Raw genomic sequence first — 21,975 nt, forward strand, 5'->3', positions numbered from 1 at the left:
GAGGAGGACGGGGGTTCCGGTGTGGACGGTGCGGTCAGCACCGGGGCCACCGGGAGGGCCAGGGTGGGGTGTTCGAGGGGAGGTGTGGTGACCTGGGGCGGAGTTGGGGAGGCTGGCGACGCCGAGGTGGTGTCGTCGTCGACGGTCGGCCACTGGGGGTCGTCCGGCAAGAGGGCCTCCGTCAGGTCGTACGGGCAATCTCACACCCTCCGGCCGCGGCTCCGATGAGGGTTGACAGGGCGTCGTGGTCCACACTAGTGGCGTCACGAATGGGCTACATGAGCGAGGACCAGTGGAGTTCGACGTCCTGATCGAGATCCCCAAGGGCGTGCGCAACAAGTACGAGGTGGACCACAAGTCTGGTCGCATTCGCCTCGACCGCACGTTGTTCACGTCGACGCAGTACCCGGCTGACTACGGGTTCATCGAGAACACCCTGGGTGAGGACGGCGACCCGCTGGACGCCCTCGTTCTCGTCCAGGAGCCGACGTTCCCCGGTTGCCTGATCGCGGCCCGTGCCATCGGCATGTTCCGCATGACCGACGAGAAGGGCGGCGACGACAAGGTTCTGTGCGTCCCGGCCTTCGACCCGCGGCACGAGCACCTGCGCGACATCCACCACCTGGCGGAGTTCGACCGCCTGGAGATCCAGCACTTCTTCGAGGTCTACAAGGACCTGGAGCCGGGCAAGAGCGTCGAGGGCGCGACCTGGGTGGGCCGCACCGAGGCCGAGGCCGAGATCCACCGCTCCTACCAGCGTCTCAAGGACGCCGAGGCGCGCGGCGAAACGCTGCACTGAACGCGGGAAGCCGAACACGGGAAAAGGGGGCCGCGTGCAGCGGCCCCCTTTTCACGCCTTCATGCCTTCACGCCTTGAGCTAGACCGCGATCGCCTCGGCGTCGGCGACGCGCTCCAGGCCCGACCTGGTCGACAGCGGCTTCTCGCGCAGGAACCACACCAGCACGAACGCCACGACCATCACGATCCCGCCGGTCATGAAGACCGTGTCGATCGCGCTGGAGAAGCCGTCGAGGAACGGCCGCGCCAGCACCGGGTCGAGGTGGTTGAGGAACTCGGTGTTGTTGATGTCCACACCGGACCCGCCCTGCAGCGACTTGGCGAACTCCGGGTTCGCCCGCAGCGCCGTGGTGAACGCCTCGGTCTGCATCGCGGCCTTCAGCCCGGAGGCGATCTTGTCGCCGACCGTGCTGAACAGGATCGACAGGAACACCGCGGTGCCGACGGTGCCACCGATCTGGCGGAAGAACGTCGCGGACGCCGTCGCCACACCCATGTCACGCGGTTCGGCGTCGTTCTGGATCGCCAGCAGCAGCGTCTGCATGCACTGGCCCAGGCCCGCACCCATGACGAACATGTAGACCATCACGAGCCAGTTCGGCGTGTCCGTGCCGATCGTGCTGAACAGGAACAGCGCCAGCGCCATCAACCCGGCGCCGATGATCGGGAAGATCTTGTAGCGCCCGGTCTTCGACGTGATCCGGCCGGCGGTCGCGGTGGCCGACATGATGCCGAACGTCATCGGCAGCAGCATCAGACCGGCGACGGTCGGCGACACGCCCTTCACGATCTGCAGGTACAGCGGGATGGAGACCATGCCGCCGAACATGCCGATGCCGAGCACGAAGTTGATCGTGTTGCCCAGCGCGAACGTGTGGTTGCGGAACATCCGGATCGGCAGCAGCGCCTCATCGCCCATGCGGTTCTCCACCCACACGAACGCCAGCAGGCCGAGCACGCCGACCGCGTACATCGTGATCGCCGTAGCGGACGCCCAGCCCCACTCGCGGCCCTGTTCGGCCACGATCAGCAGCGGCACCAGGCCGACGGTCAGCGCGATGGCGCCACCGAAGTCGATGCGGTGGTTCACCCGCTGGTGCGGGATGTTCAGCACGCGGCCGACGACGAACAGCGCGAGCAGCGCGATCGGGACGTTCACGAGGAACACCCAGCGCCAGCCGGTGATGCCGAAGAACGTGTCGAGACCGGCGAACAAACCGCCGATGACCGGCCCGAGCACGCTGGCCGAGCCGAACACGGCCATGAAGTACGCCGAGTACTTGCTGCGCTCACGCGGCGAGATGATGTCCGCCATGATCGCGAACGCCAGCGACATCAGACCGCCGGCGCCGAGGCCCTGCACGGCGCGGAACGCGGCCAGCTCGTACATCGAGGTCGCGATGCCCGACAGCAGCGAGCCGGCCAGGAACAGCGAGATCGCCGCGAGGTACATCGGCTTGCGCCCGTAGATGTCGGACAGCTTGCCGTACAGCGGCGTGGTGATCGTCGCGGTGATCAGGTACGCGGTGGTCGCCCACGCCTGCAGGGTCTGGCCGTGCAGCTGGTCCGCGATGGTCTTCATGGCGCTGGAGACGATCATCTGGTCCAGCGCCGCGAGGAACATGCCCAGCAGGAGGCCGGACAGCACCGTCATGATCTGGCGGTGGGTCAGCGACACTCCCGGTGTGGGTGTCGTCGCGGTGGTTTGTGACATCTCTACTTTTCCCCTCCTGCGCGGATCCCCAGTCCGCGTTCGGTCAGCAGCGCCGGGATCTGGCGCTCGTAGTCGTGGACGAAGCGTTCGAACAGGTCCGCGAAGCCCTTGTAGTCATCGTCGGCCCAGTCCGCGAACACCCGATCGATCGCCTCGTTGCGATGCCGGCGTCGTTCCATGAGCAGCTGGCGTCCTGCTTCGGTGACAGCGAGAACGCTGGCTCGGCCGTCCGCCGGGTCGGCCCGTCGCTCGACGAGCCCGTCCTTCACCAGCCCGGCCACCTGCCGGCTGACCGTGGACGGGTCGGAGAGCACCGCCTCCGCCAGCGCGCTCGACCGGCACTCCCCGAGGCCGGCCAGGTTCGCGAGGAGCACGAAAGCGGACTTGTCCATGCCCTGCTTCGCCATCTGGTGTGCGACCTGCGCGTGCATCTTGTTCAGCCGCACCATCGCCATGCCGACCCGGTCGGCGAGCTCGTGCTCGGGATCGACGAAGCACCCGCCCGGATCTGCCATCACACACCTCATTGCTTGTATCACCCAACTAGTTGCTCGCTACAAGCATCCATCTCGGTACGCGGAAACGCAAGCGAGTTTCGAGTCACACTCCACAACGGACTGATATGTCCGGTTACTCGCTGGTAGCGGCTGGGGTTACCAGTGAGTAGCATCCGTGTTCATGAGCCAAGACGTGTCGTTCGTCGCCGACGCCATGAAGCAGGCCGTGCCGTGGGTGAAGACCACCGGCATCGACTTCGAAGAGGTCTCCGCCACGCGCGTCGTCGCGTCGCTGCCCGATGACGAGACGCTGCGCAACCACATCGGCGGCCCGCACGCCGCGATGATGTTCGGCCTCGGCGAGACGGCGTCCGGCGCCGTCGTCATGGCCGCGTTCGCCCAGCACCTGGGCAAGGCGACGCCGCTGGTCGCCCGCGCGGACATCGCCTACAAGAAGGTCGCACTCGGCGCGCTCAGGGCCGAGGCCGTGCTCGGCCGCAGCGCCGACGACGTGCTCGCCGAGCTCGACTCCGGCACCCGCCCCGAGTTCCCGGTGACCATCACGATCACCAACGCCGAGGGCGTCACGACCGGTGAGATGGTCGTCGTGTGGACCCTCAAGCCGGCCCGCTGACCCCGCACCAACGCTGACCTGCGCGGTTCCACATCTCAAAACGGTCACCGCGTGAACCGAACCGGTCGAAATACGTAACCTTGGCCACACTCCCGGCCGGGTGCATATTCGGGCACATGCCGGGGTGGAGAGCTGTGGGCGGAATCGTGCTGGTCGCGTTGTCGGCGGGGTGCTCCGCGGCCGCGCAGCAGGCGGACGTCACCCCGGTCGCGGCGCCGCGCGCCGACCCGCCGGTCACGACGTCGGCCCCGCTCCCGCCCGCCCGGCTGGACGTCAAGGTCCAGGCGGTGGTCAGCGGGCACGCGGTGACCCTGTCCGACGGCAGGACCGTCGAGGTCGGCGGTCTTGCCGCGCCCGGGACGTGCTGGGCGCAGGCGGCGAGCGACTTCGCCACGCGCATGCTGCTGGGCCGGGAGGTCCGCTTCGACCCCGCCTCCCGCGCGCTCAGCCTCGCCGACGGCACCGACTACGCCCTGCTCGCGCTGGGCAACGGCGCCGCCCGCGCCACACCGGCCGCGAGCACGGCGATGAAGGAGGGCGAGGCGGCCGCGGTGAAGGGCACGCTCGGGTTCTGGGGCCCGCCGTGCAACGGCAGGGACGTCACCGAGACGCCCACCCCGCCACCTCCTCCCCCGCCGCCGCCACCCGCGCCCGCTCCCAAGCCGACGACGACCACGCCCAAACCGAAGCCGGTGTTCTTCGCGACGTGCGAGGACGCGTGGCGGGCCGGTGCGGCGCCGCTCTACTGGGGCCAGCCCGGCTACCGGGTCGAGCTGGACGGCAACCGCAACGGCATCGCCTGCGAGCAGCCGCGCCGCTAGTGCCAATAACCTCGCCGGTATGAAGCTGGACAGCAGTGCCGTCGACTACACCCCCGGTGACGTCGGGGCCATCGCCAGGCGCGCGGAGGACCAGGGCTACGACGGGTTCTGGCTCGCCGAGACCAGGCACGACCCGTTCCTCGCGCTCGCCGGCGCGGCCGCGGCCACCGAACGGGTCGAGCTCGGCACGGCGATCGCGGTGGCGTTCGCGCGCAACCCGATGACCGTCGCGACCACGGCGAACGACCTGCGGCTGCTGTCGGGCGGCCGGTTCAACCTCGGCCTCGGCTCGCAGGTCGAGGCGCACATCACCAAGCGCTTCGCCATGCCGTGGAGCAGGCCCGCCGCGCGCATGCGGGAGTTCGTGCTGGCCGTCAGGGCCATCTGGCACGCGTGGGAGACCGGCGAGCGGCTGGCGTTCCGCGGCGAGTTCTACACGCACACGCTGATGACGCCGTTCTTCAACCCCGGCCCGAACCCGCACGGCACCGCGCCGATCTACCTGGCCGGCGTGGGCGAGCTGATGACCGAGGTGGCCGGCGAGGTCGCCGACGGGTTCCTGTGCCACAACTTCACGACGGCGCGCTACCTGCGCGAGGTGACGCTGCCCGCCCTGGAACGCGGTCGTGCGAAGGCCGGGAAGTCGCTGGCGGGGTTCGAGATCAGCGGGCCGGTGTTCGCCGCGACCACCGACGAGCAGGTCGCCGACGTCAAGCGGCAGATCGCGTTCTACGGGTCGACACCCGCCTACCGGCCCGTCCTGGACTTGCACGGCTGGGGGGAGCTGCACGAGGAGCTGCACCGGATGTCGCGGCGGCAGCAGTGGGCGGAGATGAGTGCGTTGATCACGGACGACGTGCTGCACGAGTTCGCCGTGGTCGGGGCGCCGGACGAGGTCGCTGCCGCTCTGCTGGACCGCTTCGGCGACATGGTCACGCGGCTGTCGCCTTCTGCGGATGTGCCCAGGGAGGTCTGGCTCAGCGCGCTGAGAAGTGGCTGAGCCCCTGGCGTGCCAGCTCGTCGTGGAACGCGGCGAGCTCGGCGCGCACCCCGGAGACGCCCCGCTTGCGGATCCACGTGCGTCTGCCCATGTTGGTCGCGGTCAGGGCGAACGGCAGAGCGAGCACGGTCAGCACGAGCATCATGGTCATCTTGTCTCCTCAGGGGTTGCGAACAAGCAACGACCAATCGAGACATCGCTTACGGTACCGGCTCCAACGCCACCCAGGTGGAGCAAAGTCACCGACAGCAACCACGTTCTTGACTAATTTTGTTTTCGGTGCGACCGTGGGCCCATGTTCGATGTGGCGGTGATCGAGGACCCGGCCGTGGCCGAGGTGTCGCTGGACCCCGTGCGAGCGCGGCTGCTCGCGGAGCTGGCAGAGCCAGGATCGGCGACGATGCTCGCCGCGAAGGTCGGCCTGCCCAGGCAGAAGGTGAACTACCACCTGCGCACGCTGGAGCAGCACGGGCTGGTGGAGCTGGTCGAGGAACGGCGCAAGGGCAACGTGAACGAGCGCCTGCTGCGGGCGACCGCCGCGTCCTACGTCATCTCCCCCACCGCGCTCGCGGCCGTGCAGCCCGACCCGGCGCGGTCACCCGACCGGTTGTCCGCGCGGTGGCTGCTCGCGGTCTCGGCCAGGCTGGTGCGCGACGTCGGCTCGTTGCTCACGGGCGCGACCAAGGCGAAGAAGCGGCTGGCCACGTTCGCGCTCGACGGCGAGGTCCGGTTCGCCTCCGCAGCCGACCGGGCGGCGTTCGCGGAGGAGCTCGCGACCTGCGTGACCCGCCTGGTCGCGAAGTACCACGACGAGCAGGCAGAAGGGGGCCGCCCGCACCGGATCGTGGTGGCCCTGCACCCGAGCGTCAACGCCGAGGAGGACCAGTCGTGACCCGCGAGTTCGAGATCAGCAAGGAAGTCGAGGTCGAGGGCACCCCGGAGCAGGTCTGGGACGCCATCGCCACCGGGCCCGGCATCGACTCGTGGTTCATGGGCCCGCACACCGTCGACGGGCGGCTCGGCGGCCGCATGACGCTCGACCTGGGCTTCTTCCAGGAGTCGTCCACGATCACGGCGTGGGAACCGGGCAAGCACCTCGCCTACGAGAGCGACAAGGGCGAGGACGGCACGGTCCACGCGATGGAGTACCTGGTCGAGGGCCGTGACCAGGGGACGACCGTGCTGCGGTTCGTGCACAGCGGCATCCTCGGCGACGGCTGGGGCGACGAGTACCTGGACCAGACCGCGAAGGGCTGGGACATGTACCTGTTCACGATGGCCCAGTACGTGCGGCACTTCGCGGGCCGGCCGGGCACCTACGTGTTCGCGCAGTGGCCGCCGCAGCCGGAGGGCGCCGACAACTGGCCGGTGCTGCTGCGGGCGCTCGGCATCCCCGCCGACGCCGAGGTGGGCGACGAGGTCACGATGGAACCGTTCGGCGTGCACGGAGTCGTGGACTACCTGGTGCGGCATGGCCAGCACAACTTCCTCGGTGTGCGCGGACCGGACGGCCTGTACCGCTTCCACGGCACCAACGCCGTCGGCCACCACCTGTTCGGTGACGCGGCCGGGCAGCAGGAGAAGTGGCAGGCATTCCTGGCTCAGGCCCTGGGCGGGCAGACCTCGTAGACGTAGTCACCGTGCCCGTACGGCACGACGTTCCGGTCGCGGCGGATGATCGACACCCGTCCGCCGCGATCGGTGCAGGCCCGCTGGAACGCGTCGTCGGTGTACTCGATCTGGATGAAGTTGTCGCCGAACGCCTCGGCGTAGCGCCCGCACTCGTCGTGGACCTGGCACTCCTCGGTGATCGCGAAGTCGAAGCCGACCTCCTCCTTGCCCGCGCTGCCGAGCTCGGCGCCGTTCTTCTGCGCGACCGCGAGCCCCTGCTCGTGCGCGTACCGCACGAAGGCCTTCATGAACTCCTTGGTGGCGTTGAGGTCGAACGCACCGCCCGAGCGCGTGTACGAGTCGAGGTTGTCCGGCTCCACGCCCTTGAACATCGACTGCTTGCAGTCCTTGATCCACTTCTTCTGGATCTCCAGGATCCTGGCGCGCTTGTCCTCGGTGGAGATGTCGAGGACGCCCTCGGCCCACTCCTCGTCGACGACCGGCTCGCCGTCGCCCTTCGTGACGAGCAGGTCGGCGTGGTGCTGCCGCCACCAGCTCAGCCCGCCCTCCAGCGGGTCCGGCTGCGTCTGCAACGCGTTGAGGTAGCAGATGTTGTAGCGCCGCCCGTCCGGCGTCTTGCTGCGGTCCCGCACGACGATCTTGACCGGCACGTCCGGCTGGTACACGCCACCGATCTGGTAGTCGAACACGGCGCCCACCGGGGGCAGCTCGCGCGGCGGCAGGTCCGGCTCGCTCGAACACGACGTGACGAGCAGGAGCAGCGCGGCGGCCACCGCGGCGGTCTTCATGCCTGCCGTTCTACCGATCCCGGACCACTTCGTCGAGGAGCGCCCCACCCGTGAGTTAGGCCGTTGAGCCGCCATGACGGGCTTGCGGGCCGGGTATGCCCTCGCCATGCGGTGGATCTTGCTCATCGTCCTGCTCACCGGGTGTACCGCCCTACCCGCTGCCTCCCAGGTCGACCGCGTGCCGGCCGGAACCCTGGACGCGGCCGCCGCGCGCACCTCACTGGCCGCGCTGGTCGTGGGCGCACCGGGTTCGCTGCGCGGCTACGAACGCGACTGCCCCGGCGCCTGCGTGTTCGGCCAGCCCTGGTTCGACGCCGACGGCGACGGCTGCGACCAGCGCAGCCAGGTCCTGGCCCGCGACCTCACCGACGTCGAACGCAAACCGGGCCGCTGCGGCGTGCAGTCCGGCACCCTGGACGACCCGTACACCGGCTCGCGCGTCAGCGGGGTGTCGAAGATCCAGATCGACCACGTGGTGCCGCTGGCCGAGATGTGGCGCAGCGGCGCGGCGGCGTGGGCCCCCGAGCAGCGGGTGGCGGCGGCCAACGACCTGCGCAACCTGGTGGCCACGGCGGGCAAGGTCAACCAGTCGAAGAGCGACAAGACACCGGACGAGTGGATGCCGCCCAACGCCGGCTACGCGTGCTCGTACGGCCGGATCTACGTGACGGTCAAGGCCGCCTACGCGCTGACGGTGGCACCGGCGGAACGGTCGGCGCTGGAGAAGGCACTCGCGACCTGCGGTTAGGGTTCGGGCCGTGGATCCCGAGCGTGGACGGCCGTTGCAGATTCCGCTCGCCGTGGGACTTCCCGAGGCCACCGCGGCCGCCGTGGCACTGCGGGCCGTGCTGCCGCCGGACGTCACGGCGATCGGCGGGCACCGGCGGCTGACGGTGCTGCGGCTCCTCTCCGACACCGAGCTCGACCAGCTGCGGCCCGCGGTGGAGTCGTTGATCGCCTCGTTCCGGGGGATGGCGCGTGTGTTGGTGGCGGCGTTGGCGCAAGGTGCCGTGGGTGCCGAATGGCTGGTGCATGAGCACGGTGAGCACTGCCGGTTCGAGAACGCGGTGAGCGGGGTGGTTGTGGAGGCTTGTGTTGACCGGCCTGAGGAGCTCGATCCGTACTTCCTGCTGGAGTTCGCACGGACCGATGCCGCGCATCGGGTCGTTGCGGAGGCTTGCGTGGAGGGGTTTCACGACATGTGCCGGGTGCTGAACGTCTTCGGATAAAGCAGAAGGGCCAGATCAGCGAACTGATCCGTCGACCTGTGTCAGCTCGCCCTTGACGCCCGGACACGAACACCCGTCGTCACAACCAACCCCGGCAACGGATCACCGTTCACCCGGTGGACCACACGCTGCCCGGTGAACGCTCGTCGGCCGTGCAACCAGCGGTGGTTGTCCAGAACGTAGCCCTGTCCGGCAGTCAGCCCGAAGCCGATCGCGTGCCGGTCGATCGCGGCCCGAAGCACTGGAATCCAGCGGTCGACCTCGGGTGTGAACTGAGCGAGCTCGTCGAGCCGAAGCCTGACGGCGATCCGGCCACGACCGTTGTCGCTGAAGATCGAACTGAGATGCCCGGAAGCACCGCCGAAGAGGACGGAGCGCGGTGTGCTCAAGGCGATGAGCGCTTCGGGCTCCGACTCCGCGAGGTCCTCGTACACCGCCTGACCGTCGATGAGCACGCAGTCGCCGCCGGTCGTGGCTGCCTGCGCACAGCTCATCATCAGCAGTCCGGGCGGGTGCGGAACGCCGGAGCGATCGGTGTGCGGGTTGAGCGCACAGGCGCTGAAGCCCGCGAACCCGCTGCGCACGACGGACTCGCCGAGGTCAGCGATCGTGGTGACGCCATCAGGTCCGCTGTCACGGTGCGGCACGACGATGGCGATCGACTGCGCGAACCGCAGCAGGTCCCCAGGGCCGTCGAGACCCTCGACCACAGCGAGTCCCCGCGCCGCGATCAGCTCGACCAAGCCGACGGAGCCCGCGTTGACGTGATAAGGCTCGATCATGGCGTCTACCTCCCGAAACGACTTGTCCACGGGATCAGCAGAACGCTGTGCTGCGCGCTACGTCCAGTGACAGGCTGTCAACACCACGTCGCCTCGGCACGGTGGGTTCCGGTGCTACGTTGCCGTTGAGCAGCCCGCCGCGATCACGGAGGACACCTCGATGAGCCAGCTCGCCCACCCCGTCTCGATCAAGGGCGTGGTTGTCCGCGACGGCAAGGTGTTGCTGCTGAAGAACGAGCGCGAGGAGTGGGAGCTGCCGGGTGGTCGGATCGAGCCCGGTGAGACCCCGGAAGAGTGCGTTGCGCGCGAGATCACCGAAGAGACGCAGTGGAAGGTGACCACCGGGCCGATCCTCGACTCGTGGATGTACTACATCGACGTTGCCGAGAAGAACGTGTTCATCGTGACCTACGGCTGCCACCCGGATGGCGCCGGCGAGCCCGTACTTTCCCACGAGCACAAGGAAATCGGCCTGTTCACCGAGGACGAGGTGCCCGGCTTGACCATGCCCGAGGGTTACAAGCGCTCGATCGCGACGTGGTTTGAGCTACTGCGCGCGGACGCGGTCAGTTGAGCCGTGATCGGCAGGCGGTGCGACGCATGTGGAGCCGAGTTGAGTCGGCTTGCCGTCGAGCCGATCTGCCCGACCTGTCACGCGAGTACGCGCCACGCCGCACCGGCCGTGCCCGCTCGTCAGCTCACACCCGCCGTGTGGTTGTGGTCGACGCCAGAGGCAACCACGGCCATCAGAAGTCGTGACCTGGCAAAGATCCTGCGGGTGTACCGCAGGCTGAACGGGCTCAGTCAGGAACGGCTCGCCCTGCTGCTCGGCTACGACAAGACCTACGTGTCGATGATCGAGACCGGTCGCCGGACCATCAGCGACATCGCCACCCGCCGGCACATCGCGCGGACGCTCGGGCTGCCGATGCACGCGCTCGGCGTGACCGACGACGATGATGCCGACTTCGCGGCGATGATCCAGTTCGGTGACTCGACCATCCGCCTTGCCGAGATCGCACGCCAGTCCGGCAGAGCCGTCGATGCGGTGAACGAACTGTGGCCGCTGGTCGTCCGGCTTGAGGCACGCGCCGCCGGGGGACGTGCCGAACGGGACACAACGATCCTGCTCGGGCAGGGCCGTGCGGCGCTGGGGGTGTCGCTCGGCACGGTGCTGCCCGAGGAACGGCTGACGGCCGCTGCCCGCTGGACGGGTAAGGCGCTGGTGATCGCCGAACGGCTCGGCGACCGCGCGTTCCTCGCTCATGCGCTCCGCATGCACGGGAACGAGCTCCGCAAGGCTGATCACGTCGGCGCGGCCATCGCGCGCCTCAGCCGAGCTGTTGCCGTGTCCGAGGACCGCGAGGGGCAGGGAGCCGCGTTGGCGCTTCTCGCCCGTGCCGCAGGTGAACACGGTGACCCGGACCTGTTCGACCTCGCGATCAACGGGTACCGCGAACGGCTCGACAACGGTGGCGGCCGAGGCATGCTGTTCAACCCGTTCACGTTCCGCGAGATCCAGCTACGCGGACTGATCGCTACCGGCCGAGCTGCCGACGCCGTTCAACTCATGCGGATGGATGTCCCGGACGCGGCACCGGTCGCACCGCAATGGCACGTCATCGAACGAGTCACGGCTGGACAGGTCCTGCTCGCAGCCCGACAGCGAGACGGCGCAGAGGATGCGTTGCGCACCGCGCTTGTCGCAGCGGAGGCGCACCGCCTGCCACACCAGATCCAGCGAACGATCCGAGCTGCCGATGACGGCGGTCTAGCAGGGATCAGCGCTGGAGGACGGGCAGCGGTACAGCGGCTGAACCTCCAGCTGTCCCCTGGGCAGCGCACCTCGTCATGAACCTGCAGACACAGAAAGACCCAGGTCAGGAAGCCTGACCTGGGTCCTATCTCACCGAGCCGCCTATCGGAATCGAACCGATGACCTGCTCATTACGAGTGAGCCGCTCTGGCCGACTGAGCTAAGGCGGCGAGACGCGATAACTATAGCTGACCCGTGAACCCGTTACTCACGGGGGTCGGCATCGTTGTACGGACCGTGACCGAGGTCACCGTCTCCTAGCCGGTCCCGAGGAGTGGTTCATGCGTCGATCGTTCTCCGTGCCGTTGGCCGGGCTGTTGCTGGCCCTCGCCGCCGGGCCCGCGCTCGCCCAGCCCGCGCTCGCCCAGCCGCCGACCACACCGGTGCCGGGGCCGCGGGATCCGGACCAGCCGCCGGCGTCGTCGCCGAACGGGCCGCAGTCGCTGGCGCACGCGGTCGGGGACGCGGGCACGGGGCTCGTGGTGGTGCGGCTGGGGCCGCAGGGGGTGCCGACGAACACGATCCTGCCGGGGCTCGGGGAGCAGTTGCCGAAGCAGTCGGTGACGGAGCTCGGGCTGGGGCTGGCCAGTGCGCAGGTCAACACCGAGGCGTTCCTGGCGACGGAGCGGGTGGTCACGCAGGCCAACCCGTTCGGGTTCGCGGTGGCGGGGCGGGCGCCGCAGACGCCGGGGACGCTGGTGCAGACCGCGATTCCGGACAACCCGCGGCCGGTCGGCGGCGGGCTGCCGATTCCCGAGACGCCGCTGGCGAAGCTGAGTGTGCTCAACGGCAGTGTGCACGCGCGGTGGGACGAGAAGCTCGGGCCGTGTGTCAGTCCGCTGGCCACGGCCAAGACGTCGCTGGCCGGGTTGCAGGTGCTCAGCGCGTTGCCCGCCGAGGTGCCGCTGCCCGCGAAGACCGCGCTGATCGGCGTTCCGGACGCGTTCGAGGCGAGCTCGAACGTCCGGCTGGTCGACCTGCCGGGCAGCACGAACAAGGCGGTCGAGTCCACGTCGACGATGCGGGCGGTCAGCGTCGAGCTCGCGGGCGGGTTGAAGATCGACGTGGTCACGCCGCCCACGCTCACGGCCACGGCGACCGGGGACGAGCAGACCTCGAAGATCACCTACACCGCGCCGGTGCTCAGGGTCAGCCAGAACGGCAAGGAGCTCGGCACGCTGGACGCCGCCCACCCGGCGCTGGACGTGCCGCTGCTGCTCGACCTGGTCGTGCTGAAGCTGCAGATCGCCGGGCTGACCGAGAAGAAGGCGGCCTTCACCGGCAACGGCTTCAGCGGGTTCCAGCTCGGGGCGACCGCGCGGATGCTCGACGTGCAGCTGCTGCCGACGGACAAGCTGAAGCTGCCGGCCCTGCCGGCCGCGCTCGCGCAGATCTCGCTGGGCGAGCAGATCGTGCGGGCCGCGGCACCGCGGGGTGGTGTGGTGTGCGGGACGGCACAGCCGCCGCAGACGAACACGCCGCAGGAGCCGGGTGGTGCCGCGGCGCCGCCCAAGAAGGCACCGCCGCTGGCCTACACCAACGCCGCGTACCAGTCGGTTCCGCTGTTCTGGACCGGTGCCGGGTTGCTGCTCGCCGGGGTCGTGCTGGTCGCGGCCCTGCCGGTCAGGGGCCGGTCACGTGCGCGGTCCCGCGGGGTCTTGCCCTCGTGAGGTAGCGGTCAGCCGCGGTGGAGGGTCGTGACCATGGCCTCGATCGCGATCCGCGGCTTCACGTTCACCTCGATCGCCTCCCGGCACGCCAGCACGGCCTCCAGCCGCCGCAGGATCGACTCCTGCGACCACTGGGCGGCGGCCGTGCGGGAGTCGGCGGCGCGGTCGGGGTGCATCAGGGCGGCCTCGGAGCCGGTCTTGGTCACCAGTGCGTCGCGGTAGAAGCCGGCGAGGTCGACCAGGGCCAGGTCGAGGGAGTCGCGCTGGGTCCGGGTGGCGCGGGACTTCTGGCGCTTTTCGAGGTCCTTCAACGCGCCCTTGGCGCCGCGGGTGGCCGCGGCGGTGCCCTTGCCGGTGCCGCCGGCGCCCATCGCGGTCTCCAGGGCGGAGCGTTCGGCCTCGTTGCGGGCCTCGTTGGCGGTGGTGGCGTCCTCCTCCGCCGCCTTGATCAGCTCGTCGGCGCAGGTGAAGACGTCGGCGGGCTTGCGCAGGGCCAGCGGGATGCGCAGGACGGCCTCGCGGCGGTCGCGGGCTTCGGAGTCCACGGCCAGGCGGCGGGCACGGCCCACGTGGCCGCCGGACACCGAGGCCGCCCACGACGCCATCTCGGCGGAGATGCCGTCCACGAGTTCCAGCGCCGAGGCGATGGCGGCGGGGCGGGGTGAGCCGAGGGAGACCAGGCGGCAGCGGGAGCGGATGGTGACGGAGACGTCCTCCGGGTGGTCCGACGGCGCGCAGAGCAGGAACACCGTGCGCTCCGGGGGTTCCTCGACGGCCTTCAGCAAGGCGTTCGCGGCGCCCTCGGTCAGGCGGTCGGCGTCCTCGATGATGACGACCTGCCAGCGGCCGGAGGTGGGGCGGCGGGCGGAGATCTGGACGAGGGAGCGCATCTCGGCGACGGAGATCGAGAGGCCCTCGGGGGCGACGATGCGCACGTCGGCGTGGGTGCCGTGCAGGGTGGTGCGGCAGCCGGTGCACTCGCCGCAGCCGGGGCGGTCGTCCGTCACCACGCACTGCAGCGCGCCGGCGAAGGCGCGGGCGGTGGAGGAACGGCCGGACCCGGGAGGTCCGGTGAAGAGCCACGCGTGGGTCATGGCGCCGGGTGCGGGGGTGCCGCCGGCGACGATCGTGGCGGCTGCCTCCGCCGCCGCGGACAGGGTTGCCACCGCGTCGGGCTGGCCGACCACCTCGTCCCACACGCTCATGGGTCCAGTCTTCCAGCGGGCGGTCAGACGGTGGCTTCGGGGACCACTCGCTTCTGGGTCGCGAGCAACGGGAGAACGGCGGCGTGGACGCGTTCGGCGGTCGTGTCGGCGTCGCCGTCGGCCTCGACCACGAGGTAGCGGTCCGGGTCGGCGGCGGCCATCTCGCTGAGCAGGCGCTGGACCCGCCAGTGGTGTTCCAGGCCGATCGCCTTGCCGTCGCTCACCGGGCGGTCCAGCAGGATCGTCAGGTCGGGGCGCAGCCGGCCGGTGGCCCAGTCGACCAGGCCTTCCAGCTCGTGGTGCTCCAGGCTGCTGGTCGCGCTGAAGTGGGCCAGCGGCGAGTCGACGTAGCGTTCCATCACGACGATGGAACCCTCGTCCAGAGCGGGACGCACCTGGCGTTCGACGACGTCAGCGCGTACGGCCGCGGCCACGAGGGCTTGCGCGCGCACCCCGGCCAGCTCGGCGGACGACAGCATCGTGCGCAGACGGCGTTCGTCGTGCTCGGGGTCGGCGGCCAGCAGCACGTCCAGCCCCTCGGCACGCAGAGCAGCGGCGAGGCGACGGGCCTGCACGGACGTGTCTTCACGAGTGTCGCCCTCGACCGCGATCAGCATGCCCTTCGTGCGGGTCCGTCCGCGGATGGCGGCGAACAACGACGACAGCACGCGCTCTTCCCGACGGTCGTCCATCTGCCGGTAGGCGACGAGACCCAGGACGATCGCGATGGCCGCGCCGCCGAGCATCACCGGACGTGTCGCGTCGACCTCCATCGGGTGGCCGAACACGCTGACCGTCCGCTTCTGCAGCACCGCGACCAGCAGCGGGGCACCGGCCGACGCACCGAACAGCACGATCTTCAGCAACGACTGGATCAACGCCACCGTGCGGCCGCGCATCTCGTCCTCGACCTGCGAGCCCACGATCGTGAGGCCGGTCAGGAACGCCACGCCCGCGCACAGGCCGACCAGCGCCACCATCAGCAGCGCCAGCCACAGGCTCGGTGCCAGCGCGACCAACGTCAGCGTGATGCCCGCGCCGACGATCGTCACGCCGAACAGCCGGTTGTAGGCGAGCCGGCGCGCGAACCGGGGTGCGGTGGCCATGCCGACGGCGAGGCCGAGGAACACGGCCATGAACAGCAGGCCGAACGTCGACGCGCCGCCGAGCAGCGACGCCGCGTAGAGCTTCGCCGTCGCGATCACGACACCGGCCGCGGCGAACGCGCCGATCATGCCGATGACCAGGCCGCGGACCAGCGGGGTCGCGGCGGCGAACCTGATGCCCTCGCGGAACATCGCGACGAAGCCCGGCTTGTCGGCGTCGACCTCCCTCTTGTGGGCGGAGGCACGGCCGGACAGCTCCGGCAGGCGGGTCGCGATCAGGATCGCGGAGGTGAAGTACAGCAGGCCGTTGATGATCACGGCGATGGTCGCGATGCGGAACTCGAGGTCGCCGCCCTGCAGGTTCAGGTACGCCGGCACGCCCGCGATCAGCGAGTACAGGCCGAAACCGCTGATCGTCGAGATGCCGTAGGTCATCACGAGACCGAGCTGGTTGGCCGACTCGACCTGGTCGGGGCGGCGCAGCAGGTTCGGCACCGCCGACTCCTTGGCCGGGATCCACAGCATCGCGCAGCAGCCGACCAGGAAGTTCGCCACGAACAGCCAGATCGGCGAGCCGATCAGCGCGATCGAGATGAACAGCGACCCGCGCAGGACGTCGCAGACCACCATCACCTTGCGGCGGTCGAAGCGGTCCGCGAGCACACCGCCGACGGGCGCGAACAGGATGCCGGGCAGCAGCTGGGTCAGCACGACCAGCGACAGCGCGAACGACTGCCACTGGTAGCTGTTCATCATCTCGGTGACCAGCCCGGTCAACGCGAGCAGTGACAGCCAGTCACCGACACTGCACAGATAGGTGACGAGCCACAGCCGTCGGAACGGCCGGATCGCCAGGACCGAGCGGAGCCGGTGCACCGTGGACACGCTGGACTGGGCCTGCCCCACTGGGCCTGCCTGCACCGATCCTGTGTCCGCGTCCTGAATCTCAGTCACCTCTGCTCACCCACTCCGGTGCGCTCAGCGTAACCGGACGTCGCGGGTGACAGCGCCGGACTCTCAGCGTCGAAAGGTCACTATCCGCTGAAGATCGCGCCGAGGATGCTGACGAGCACCAGCAGGAAGAACCCCACCACGATCAGGCAGCCGATCACCGTCGCCACGCTGCTGGGCTTCGCGGCGGCCTGTTGTGCTTGCTGGGCAGGCGCTTGCGGCAACGGTCCGGCCTGCTGCCGCGGTCGTTGCCGGCGGCCCCGCGTCCGCTGGTGCTCCCGCTCCATCTCGGCCCAGACGGCCTGCCGCAGCTCGTCGCTGGGCACCGGCGGTGTCGGTACCGCCACACGTGACAAGAACGACGCCGTCCGCATCGGGCTCCACACAGGAGCGACGTACGTGTCGGCGGTCACCAGGCCCGCCAGCGGGTCGGGGAAGAGCGCAGGAGGCGGCGGGGCCTGTGTCCCGTCCGGACCGAAGTCAGAGCTCGGCACCCGCCACCTCCGTCACGTTCAGCTCTTCGACTTCGCCGGGGCCTTCTTGGCCGCCGGCTTCTTCGCCGCCGTCGTCGCCTTCTTGGCCGGGGCCTTCTTCTTCACGGGGCCCTTGGCGCGCTTCTCGGCCAGCAGCTCGGCCGCGCGCTCGTCGGTGATCGACTCGACGCTGTCGGTCTTGCGCAGCGACGCGTTGGCCTCGCCGTCGGTGACGTACGGGCCGAAGCGCCCCTCCTTGATCACCATTGGCTTGCCGGAGACCGGGTCGTTGCCCAGCTCGCGCAACGGTGGTGCGGCGGCCGCCCGGCCACGCTTCTTCGGCTCGGAGTAGATCTTCAACGCCTCTTCGAGCGTGACGGTGAAGATCTGCGACTCGTCGGTCAGCGACCGCGAGTCGGTGCCCTTCTTCAGGTACGGGCCGTAGCGGCCGTTCTGCGCGGTGATCTCGGCACCCGTCTCCGGGTCCTTGCCGACCACCCGCGGCAGCGACAGCAGCTTGAGCGCGTCGTCGATCGTGATCGTGTCCAGCGACATCGACTTGAACAGCGAGCCGGTGCGCGGCTTGGGCGCCTTCGACTTCGCCGACGACCCGTTCTCCGCGGGCTCCGGCAGCACCTCGGTCACGTACGGGCCGAAGCGGCCCTCCTTGGCCACGATCTCGTTGCCCGAGACCGGGTCGGTGCCCAGCGAGCGGCCCTCCTGCGGCGTCGAGAACAGCTTCTCGGCGATCTCCGCGGTGAGCTCGTCCGGCGGCAGGTCGTCGGGCAGGTTCGCGCGCTGCGCGGCCCCGTCGACCTCGCGCTCCAGGTACGGCCCGAACCGGCCGACCCTCACCACGACCGTGCGGCCCTCGGCGTCGCTGAACAGCGGGATCGAGTTGACCTCGCGCGGGTCGATGTCCTCGACACCGGTGCCGACCAGCTTCTTCAGGCCGCCGGAACGGCCGATCGAGCCGTCGGGGCCGACGCTGCCGCCGAAGTAGAACCCGGACAGCCACGTCGTGCGCTGCTGGCGACCGGCGGCGATGCCGTCGAGCTCGTCCTCCAGCGCCGCGGTGAAGTCGTAGTCGACCAGCCGGCCGAAGTGCACCTCCAGCAGCCCGACCACCGCGAACGCCACCCACGACGGGACGAGCGCGGCGCCCTTCTTCCACACGTAGCCGCGGTCCTGGATGGTGCTGATGATCGACGAGTAGGTGGAGGGGCGGCCGATGCCGAGCTCCTCCATCGTCTTGATCAGCGACGGCTCGGTGTAGCGGGAGGGCGGCGAGGTCGTGTGGCCGTCGGCGGACAGCTCCACGATCGTCAGGCCCTGGTCCTTGACCAGCTGCGGCAGCCGCGACTCGGCGTCGTCGGACTCGCCACCGGCCTCGGCGTCGACGGTCTCGACGTAGGCCTTGAGGAAGCCCGCGAACGTGATCGTGCGGCCGGACGCGGCGAACGTGACCTCCTGGCCCGTCGCCGCCTTGCCCACGATCCGCACGCTGGTCGTGTTGCCCCGCGCGTCGGCCATCTGGGAGGCGATCGTGCGCTGCCAGATCATCTCGTAGAGCTTGAACTCGTCGGAGTCGAGCTCGGAGGCGACCTGACCGGGGGTGCGGAACACCTCACCGGCGGGCCTGATGGCCTCGTGGGCCTCCTGCGCGTTCTTGACCTTGCGCGTGTACTGGCGCGGCTCCTTGGCGACGTACTGCGCGCCGTAGAGGTCCGTGGCCTGCGTGCGGGCCGCGTTGATCGCGGTCTCCGACAGCGTCGTGCTGTCGGTGCGCATGTAGGTGATGTAGCCGTTCTCGTACAGCTTCTGCGCCGTGCGCATCGTGCGGTCGGCGGAGAACCGCAGCTTGCGGCCCGCCTCCTGCTGCAGCGTCGAGGTCATGAACGGCGCGTACGGCTTGCGCGTGTACGGCTTCTCCTCGACCGAGGCGACCCTGACCGGCGCGTTCTCCAGGCCGGCCGCCAGCGCACGGGCCTGCGCCTCGTCCAGCACCGTCACGTCGGCCTTGCCGGTGAGCTTGCCGTCGGAGCCGAAGTCGCGGCCGGTCGCGAGGCGGGTGCCGTCGACGGCCACCATCCTGGCGCCGAACTGGCGCGGCGCGGCCTGCGCACCGGCGTCCATCTGCGCGGAGATGTCCCAGTAGCTCGCCGAGACGAACTTCATCCGCTCGCGTTCGCGCTCCACGACCAGGCGCGTCGCCACCGACTGCACGCGGCCCGCCGAGAGCTTCGGCATGACCTTCTTCCACAGCACGGGGCTGACCTCGTAGCCGTAGAGGCGGTCGAGGATGCGGCGGGTCTCCTGCGCGTCGACCAGGTCCTGGTCCAGGTCGCGGGGGTTGGCCGCGGCCGCCTGGATCGCGGACTCGGTGATCTCGTGGAACACCATCCGCCGGACCGGGACCTTGGGCTTCAGGGTCTCCAGCAGGTGCCACGCGATGGCCTCGCCCTCGCGGTCACCGTCTGTCGCGAGGTAGAGCTCGTCGACGTCCTTGAGGGCTTCCCTGAGCTCGGTGACCAGCGACTTCTTGTCCGCGCTGACCACGTACAGCGGCTCGAAGTCGTGGTCGACGTCCACGCCGAGCCGGGCCCACGCCTGGCCCTTGAACTTCGCGGGAACGTCGGCTGCACCGCGCGGCAGGTCCCGGATGTGTCCCCGGGAGGACTCCACGACGAAGTTGCTGCCGAGGTAGGAGGCGATCTTGCGCGCCTTCGTGGGCGACTCGACGATCACAAGTCGTCGGGTGTTGCCCGCTCCTCCGCCGCTCTTTCTCGTCCGTGTCGTTCCAGCCACGCCGTCCCGCTCTCTTCCAAACCCGTTCCCAGGCCCGCCAGTGTTGCCCAGCGCCGGCCGAAAAGCACACCATCCGTCATGTCTTCTGCGACGCCTGTTCGACGAGACAGAGTGACACAACCTCGCCGGGCTGCCCCGCTCAGGCCGCCGGCCACGTGCTCATCGCCACCCCGTGCGGAGGGCTTCCGACCAGCTCAGCGAGCCTCGCGAGCCGTCGGCGGCCGGTTACCCGCAACGCGGGTGCCCCTACCAGAGTGCACGGAAGACCGGACTGGAGCAGGGCATTTTGCAACGGCTCGTGTGTCTGGGGTGCGTTGGGGTCCAAACCGAGCAGGTACGCCGACTCCACCCAGCTGCCCGCGGCCAGCGCCCAGACCCGGAGCACTGCTCCGTTCAGCTCGAAGTCGGCGGGCACCGTCTTGGCGGAGCCGTCCAGCCAGCGGGCGGCCAGCGGGGTGAGGTCGGTGCGGAACGGCGTGCGGACGAACCGCGTGCCCTCGTCGTTGACGCACAGCTCCGAGGTCACGCCGCGTTCGGCGCAGGCCTGCCTGAGGGGCTGGTGCCGCCACTCGTCGCGCAGCTCGACGTAGACGCGGGCGGCCGTGCCGCGTGCGAAGCTGACGGCCTGCCCCGGCCCGCAGAGGAAGCCGGCGAGGTCCGCCTTTGCCGGCGTGCGCGCCTCGGCCGAGAAGAAGGACAGCTGCCCCACCACGGCCCACAGAGTAGAACAGACGTTCGACTGTGACCAGTGGGACAGTTGTGACTGCGCCCGAATCGAGCAACGGGCACGTGCTCGCGTTTTGGGTCGAAACGCCGGTGGCCGGGCCGCCCGAACAGTACCCGTTCGAGCGACCGGGCCAGGTGCGTCAGGAGGTCGGCCGGGAGGACGCCGAGGCGTCCAGCTCCCGGCACTTCGCCGCCTTCTCCGCCGCCTCGCCCATACCGCTGTCGCCGAGGCGTTTGCGCATGTCAGCACCGGTGTTCTCGAACGCGGCGGCCTTGGTCATCAGCTCGCTGAACGCGGTGACGACCGCCGTGGCGTCACCGGAGGAGTCGATCTTCGACCTCGTGTCGGTGAGCAGCGCCTTGAACTGGGTCACGTCGTTCTCGGCGGCGCCCGCGAGCTCCTTCGACCTCGGGTGCGGGCCGTTCTCCAGCGCCTTGAGGTCGTTCACCGACCGGTCGGCTGCGGAGACCTGGCCGCCGAGCCACTCCGAGAGGCCCGCCTTGAGCTTGGCCGGGTCGCTCAGGTCGATGGACGGCTCGCCGGACATCGCCTTCGTCGTGCCGCCGACGGCGCCGCAGACCTGGTCCAGCCAGGCCACGACGTCGGCCTCGCTGGCCGCCTGCGGCGGCGTGGAGGTCGTGGTGCCGCCGGTGCAGGAGGCCAGGAGCACGCTCGTGACGACGGCCACTACTGCTCGTGCGGTGAAGCGGGTCATGGTCCGGAAAATACGCGGGACGGCCACGCTCAGCTCGTCGGCGCGACGCCGAGGCCCTGCATCTCCTGGCACCTCTGGGCGCTCTGGGCCGCCTTCTGCAGCTCGGGGACGGCCTTGAGGTCCTTCAGCGGGTCGGCCAGCTCGGAGAGCTTGGAGATCGCCTCTCCCGCCGCCTGCAGACCGCCGGTGGCGTCGTTGGCGTCCGCCTGCTCGATCTTGACCTTGGCGTCGGTGAAGAGGGTGCCGAGCGCGGTGAACGTCTCGGACATCTTCGTCACGGCCTCGTCGCCGCCCGCGACGGGCGACGGGCCGACCCCCTTGAGGCCGGCGGCGGACTTCGTGAAGGCGTCGGCGAGCTGGCCCATGTAGGCGGCCATCTCGGCCTTGAGCTTGGCGGGGTCGCCGGCGTCGAGCTTCGGCGCGGTCTTGTCGACCTTCGCGAACTCGGAGGCCGAACCGCACACCTTGTCCATGTACGCGACGGCCGCGGGGTCGGCCTGACCGCTGGTGGGGCCGGGGGTGCCGGAACCGCCGTCGCCGTTGGTGCACCCGGCCAGCGCGATGGCGGCGATTGCGGCAGTGGCGACGAGGCTGCGCCTCATGTCGTG

23 protein-coding genes, 1 tRNA gene and 1 pseudogene are annotated in these 21,975 nt (G+C 69.8%); 12 read left to right on the plus strand and 13 right to left on the minus strand.

Going from position 1 to position 21,975, the window contains the following annotated elements:
- The first annotated feature begins 292 nt into the window (after positions 1-292).
- Positions 293-799 carry an inorganic diphosphatase gene (locus tag ADL03_RS39525; RefSeq protein ID WP_053738779.1) on the plus strand — a complete coding sequence of 169 codons (507 nt, stop codon included), beginning with the start codon at positions 293-295 and terminating at the stop codon, positions 797-799.
- Between the two features lie 79 nt (positions 800-878).
- Here ADL03_RS39525 and ADL03_RS39530 read toward each other — a convergent pair whose 3' ends face one another.
- Positions 879-2,513 (minus strand): MDR family MFS transporter, encoded by a 1,635-nt coding sequence (locus ADL03_RS39530; RefSeq protein WP_053738780.1) that lies wholly within the window; start codon positions 2,511-2,513, stop codon positions 879-881.
- 2 nt (positions 2,514-2,515) lie between these two features.
- Positions 2,516-3,028, minus strand: a complete 513-nt coding sequence (locus ADL03_RS39535; RefSeq protein ID WP_053738781.1) for a MarR family winged helix-turn-helix transcriptional regulator — start codon at positions 3,026-3,028, stop codon at positions 2,516-2,518.
- Positions 3,029-3,191: 163 nt separating this feature from the next.
- On the opposite strand from ADL03_RS39535, the gene ADL03_RS39540 reads away from it, so the two are divergent.
- The 3 genes from ADL03_RS39540 (at position 3,192) to ADL03_RS39550 (ending at position 5,465) form a co-directional block, all read left to right on the plus strand.
- Complete coding sequence (locus tag ADL03_RS39540; protein WP_053738806.1) at positions 3,192-3,644, plus strand: DUF4442 domain-containing protein; 453 nt, start codon at positions 3,192-3,194, stop codon at positions 3,642-3,644.
- Positions 3,645-3,778: 134 nt separating this feature from the next.
- Complete coding sequence (locus ADL03_RS39545) at positions 3,779-4,465, plus strand: thermonuclease family protein (RefSeq protein ID WP_053738782.1); 687 nt, start codon at positions 3,779-3,781, stop codon at positions 4,463-4,465.
- 19 nt (positions 4,466-4,484) lie between these two features.
- Positions 4,485-5,465 (plus strand): TIGR03617 family F420-dependent LLM class oxidoreductase, encoded by a 981-nt coding sequence (locus tag ADL03_RS39550; RefSeq protein ID WP_053738783.1) that lies wholly within the window; start codon positions 4,485-4,487, stop codon positions 5,463-5,465.
- On the opposite strand, the gene ADL03_RS47710 is transcribed toward ADL03_RS39550, so the two are convergent.
- Positions 5,443-5,616: a hypothetical protein gene (locus ADL03_RS47710; RefSeq protein ID WP_157529678.1), complete on the minus strand. Its 174-nt coding sequence runs from the start codon at positions 5,614-5,616 to the stop codon at positions 5,443-5,445. The genes ADL03_RS39550 and ADL03_RS47710 overlap by 23 nt on opposite strands.
- Before the next feature lie 144 nt (positions 5,617-5,760).
- Between ADL03_RS47710 and ADL03_RS39555 the strand changes: the two genes are divergently transcribed.
- Positions 5,761-6,357: a helix-turn-helix domain-containing protein gene (locus tag ADL03_RS39555; RefSeq protein WP_197289057.1), complete on the plus strand. Its 597-nt coding sequence runs from the start codon at positions 5,761-5,763 to the stop codon at positions 6,355-6,357.
- Complete coding sequence (locus tag ADL03_RS39560; protein WP_053738784.1) at positions 6,354-7,094, plus strand: SRPBCC domain-containing protein; 741 nt, start codon at positions 6,354-6,356, stop codon at positions 7,092-7,094. Before ADL03_RS39555 ends, ADL03_RS39560 begins: the two co-directional genes overlap by 4 nt.
- On the opposite strand, the gene ADL03_RS39565 is transcribed toward ADL03_RS39560, so the two are convergent.
- Positions 7,067-7,885: an endo alpha-1,4 polygalactosaminidase gene (locus tag ADL03_RS39565; protein WP_053738785.1), complete on the minus strand. Its 819-nt coding sequence runs from the start codon at positions 7,883-7,885 to the stop codon at positions 7,067-7,069. The genes ADL03_RS39560 and ADL03_RS39565 overlap by 28 nt on opposite strands.
- Positions 7,886-7,958: 73 nt before the next feature.
- Between ADL03_RS39565 and ADL03_RS39570 the strand changes: the two genes are divergently transcribed.
- Together ADL03_RS39570 and ADL03_RS39575 are read left to right on the plus strand one after the other, a co-directional pair.
- Positions 7,959-8,633, plus strand: a complete 675-nt coding sequence (locus tag ADL03_RS39570) for an HNH endonuclease family protein (RefSeq protein WP_082373883.1) — start codon at positions 7,959-7,961, stop codon at positions 8,631-8,633.
- A 10-nt stretch (positions 8,634-8,643) separates the two neighbouring features.
- Positions 8,644-9,114 (plus strand): hypothetical protein, encoded by a 471-nt coding sequence (locus ADL03_RS39575; protein WP_157529680.1) that lies wholly within the window; start codon positions 8,644-8,646, stop codon positions 9,112-9,114.
- A 41-nt stretch (positions 9,115-9,155) separates the two neighbouring features.
- Here ADL03_RS39575 and ADL03_RS39580 read toward each other — a convergent pair whose 3' ends face one another.
- A complete protein-coding gene (locus ADL03_RS39580) occupies positions 9,156-9,896 on the minus strand; it encodes a TauD/TfdA family dioxygenase (RefSeq protein WP_053738788.1) in 741 nt (246 codons plus the stop codon).
- Positions 9,897-10,056: 160 nt separating this feature from the next.
- Between ADL03_RS39580 and ADL03_RS39585 the strand changes: the two genes are divergently transcribed.
- The 3 genes and pseudogenes from ADL03_RS39585 to ADL03_RS47715 all read left to right on the plus strand — a co-directional run bounded on the left by ADL03_RS39585 (position 10,057) and on the right by ADL03_RS47715 (position 11,751).
- Positions 10,057-10,470 (plus strand): NUDIX domain-containing protein, encoded by a 414-nt coding sequence (locus ADL03_RS39585; protein ID WP_053738789.1) that lies wholly within the window; start codon positions 10,057-10,059, stop codon positions 10,468-10,470.
- A 135-nt stretch (positions 10,471-10,605) separates the two neighbouring features.
- Positions 10,606-10,812: pseudogene (locus tag ADL03_RS50595) on the plus strand (helix-turn-helix transcriptional regulator); the annotation flags it as partial.
- Positions 10,813-10,824: 12 nt separating this feature from the next.
- Positions 10,825-11,751, plus strand: a complete 927-nt coding sequence (locus tag ADL03_RS47715; RefSeq protein WP_231642811.1) for a hypothetical protein — start codon at positions 10,825-10,827, stop codon at positions 11,749-11,751.
- A 57-nt stretch (positions 11,752-11,808) separates the two neighbouring features.
- Here the strand turns inward: ADL03_RS47715 and ADL03_RS39595 are convergent.
- A tRNA-Thr gene (locus ADL03_RS39595) sits at positions 11,809-11,882 on the minus strand.
- A 111-nt stretch (positions 11,883-11,993) separates the two neighbouring features.
- Between ADL03_RS39595 and ADL03_RS39600 the strand changes: the two genes are divergently transcribed.
- Positions 11,994-13,382, plus strand: coding sequence for a hypothetical protein (locus ADL03_RS39600; protein WP_053738791.1), 1,389 nt, complete (start codon positions 11,994-11,996; stop codon positions 13,380-13,382).
- An 8-nt stretch (positions 13,383-13,390) separates the two neighbouring features.
- Here the strand turns inward: ADL03_RS39600 and ADL03_RS39605 are convergent, their stop codons facing one another.
- From ADL03_RS39605 to ADL03_RS39635, 7 genes are all read right to left on the minus strand, one after another.
- Positions 13,391-14,587: a DNA polymerase III subunit delta' gene (locus ADL03_RS39605; protein ID WP_053738792.1), complete on the minus strand. Its 1,197-nt coding sequence runs from the start codon at positions 14,585-14,587 to the stop codon at positions 13,391-13,393.
- Between the two features lie 23 nt (positions 14,588-14,610).
- On the minus strand, positions 14,611-16,647 hold the full coding sequence (locus tag ADL03_RS39610) for an MFS transporter (protein ID WP_053738793.1): 2,037 nt from the start codon (positions 16,645-16,647) through the stop codon (positions 14,611-14,613).
- A gap of 80 nt (positions 16,648-16,727) precedes the next feature.
- Positions 16,728-17,138 (minus strand): hypothetical protein, encoded by a 411-nt coding sequence (locus tag ADL03_RS39615; RefSeq protein ID WP_157529682.1) that lies wholly within the window; start codon positions 17,136-17,138, stop codon positions 16,728-16,730.
- A gap of 18 nt (positions 17,139-17,156) precedes the next feature.
- Entirely contained in the window at positions 17,157-19,865 is a 2,709-nt protein-coding gene (topA, locus tag ADL03_RS39620) for a type I DNA topoisomerase (protein WP_197289059.1), read from the minus strand.
- A 199-nt stretch (positions 19,866-20,064) separates the two neighbouring features.
- Positions 20,065-20,637 (minus strand): hypothetical protein, encoded by a 573-nt coding sequence (locus ADL03_RS39625; protein ID WP_231642812.1) that lies wholly within the window; start codon positions 20,635-20,637, stop codon positions 20,065-20,067.
- 154 nt (positions 20,638-20,791) lie between these two features.
- A complete protein-coding gene (locus ADL03_RS39630) occupies positions 20,792-21,367 on the minus strand; it encodes a hypothetical protein (protein ID WP_157529683.1) in 576 nt (191 codons plus the stop codon).
- Between the two features lie 29 nt (positions 21,368-21,396).
- A complete protein-coding gene (locus ADL03_RS39635) occupies positions 21,397-21,969 on the minus strand; it encodes a hypothetical protein (RefSeq protein WP_053738797.1) in 573 nt (190 codons plus the stop codon).
- Between the last annotated feature and the right edge of the window lie 6 nt (positions 21,970-21,975).

The sequence above is a fragment of the Nocardia sp. NRRL S-836 genome (assembly GCF_001279525.1).
GTDB lineage: Bacteria > Actinomycetota > Actinomycetes > Mycobacteriales > Pseudonocardiaceae > Lentzea.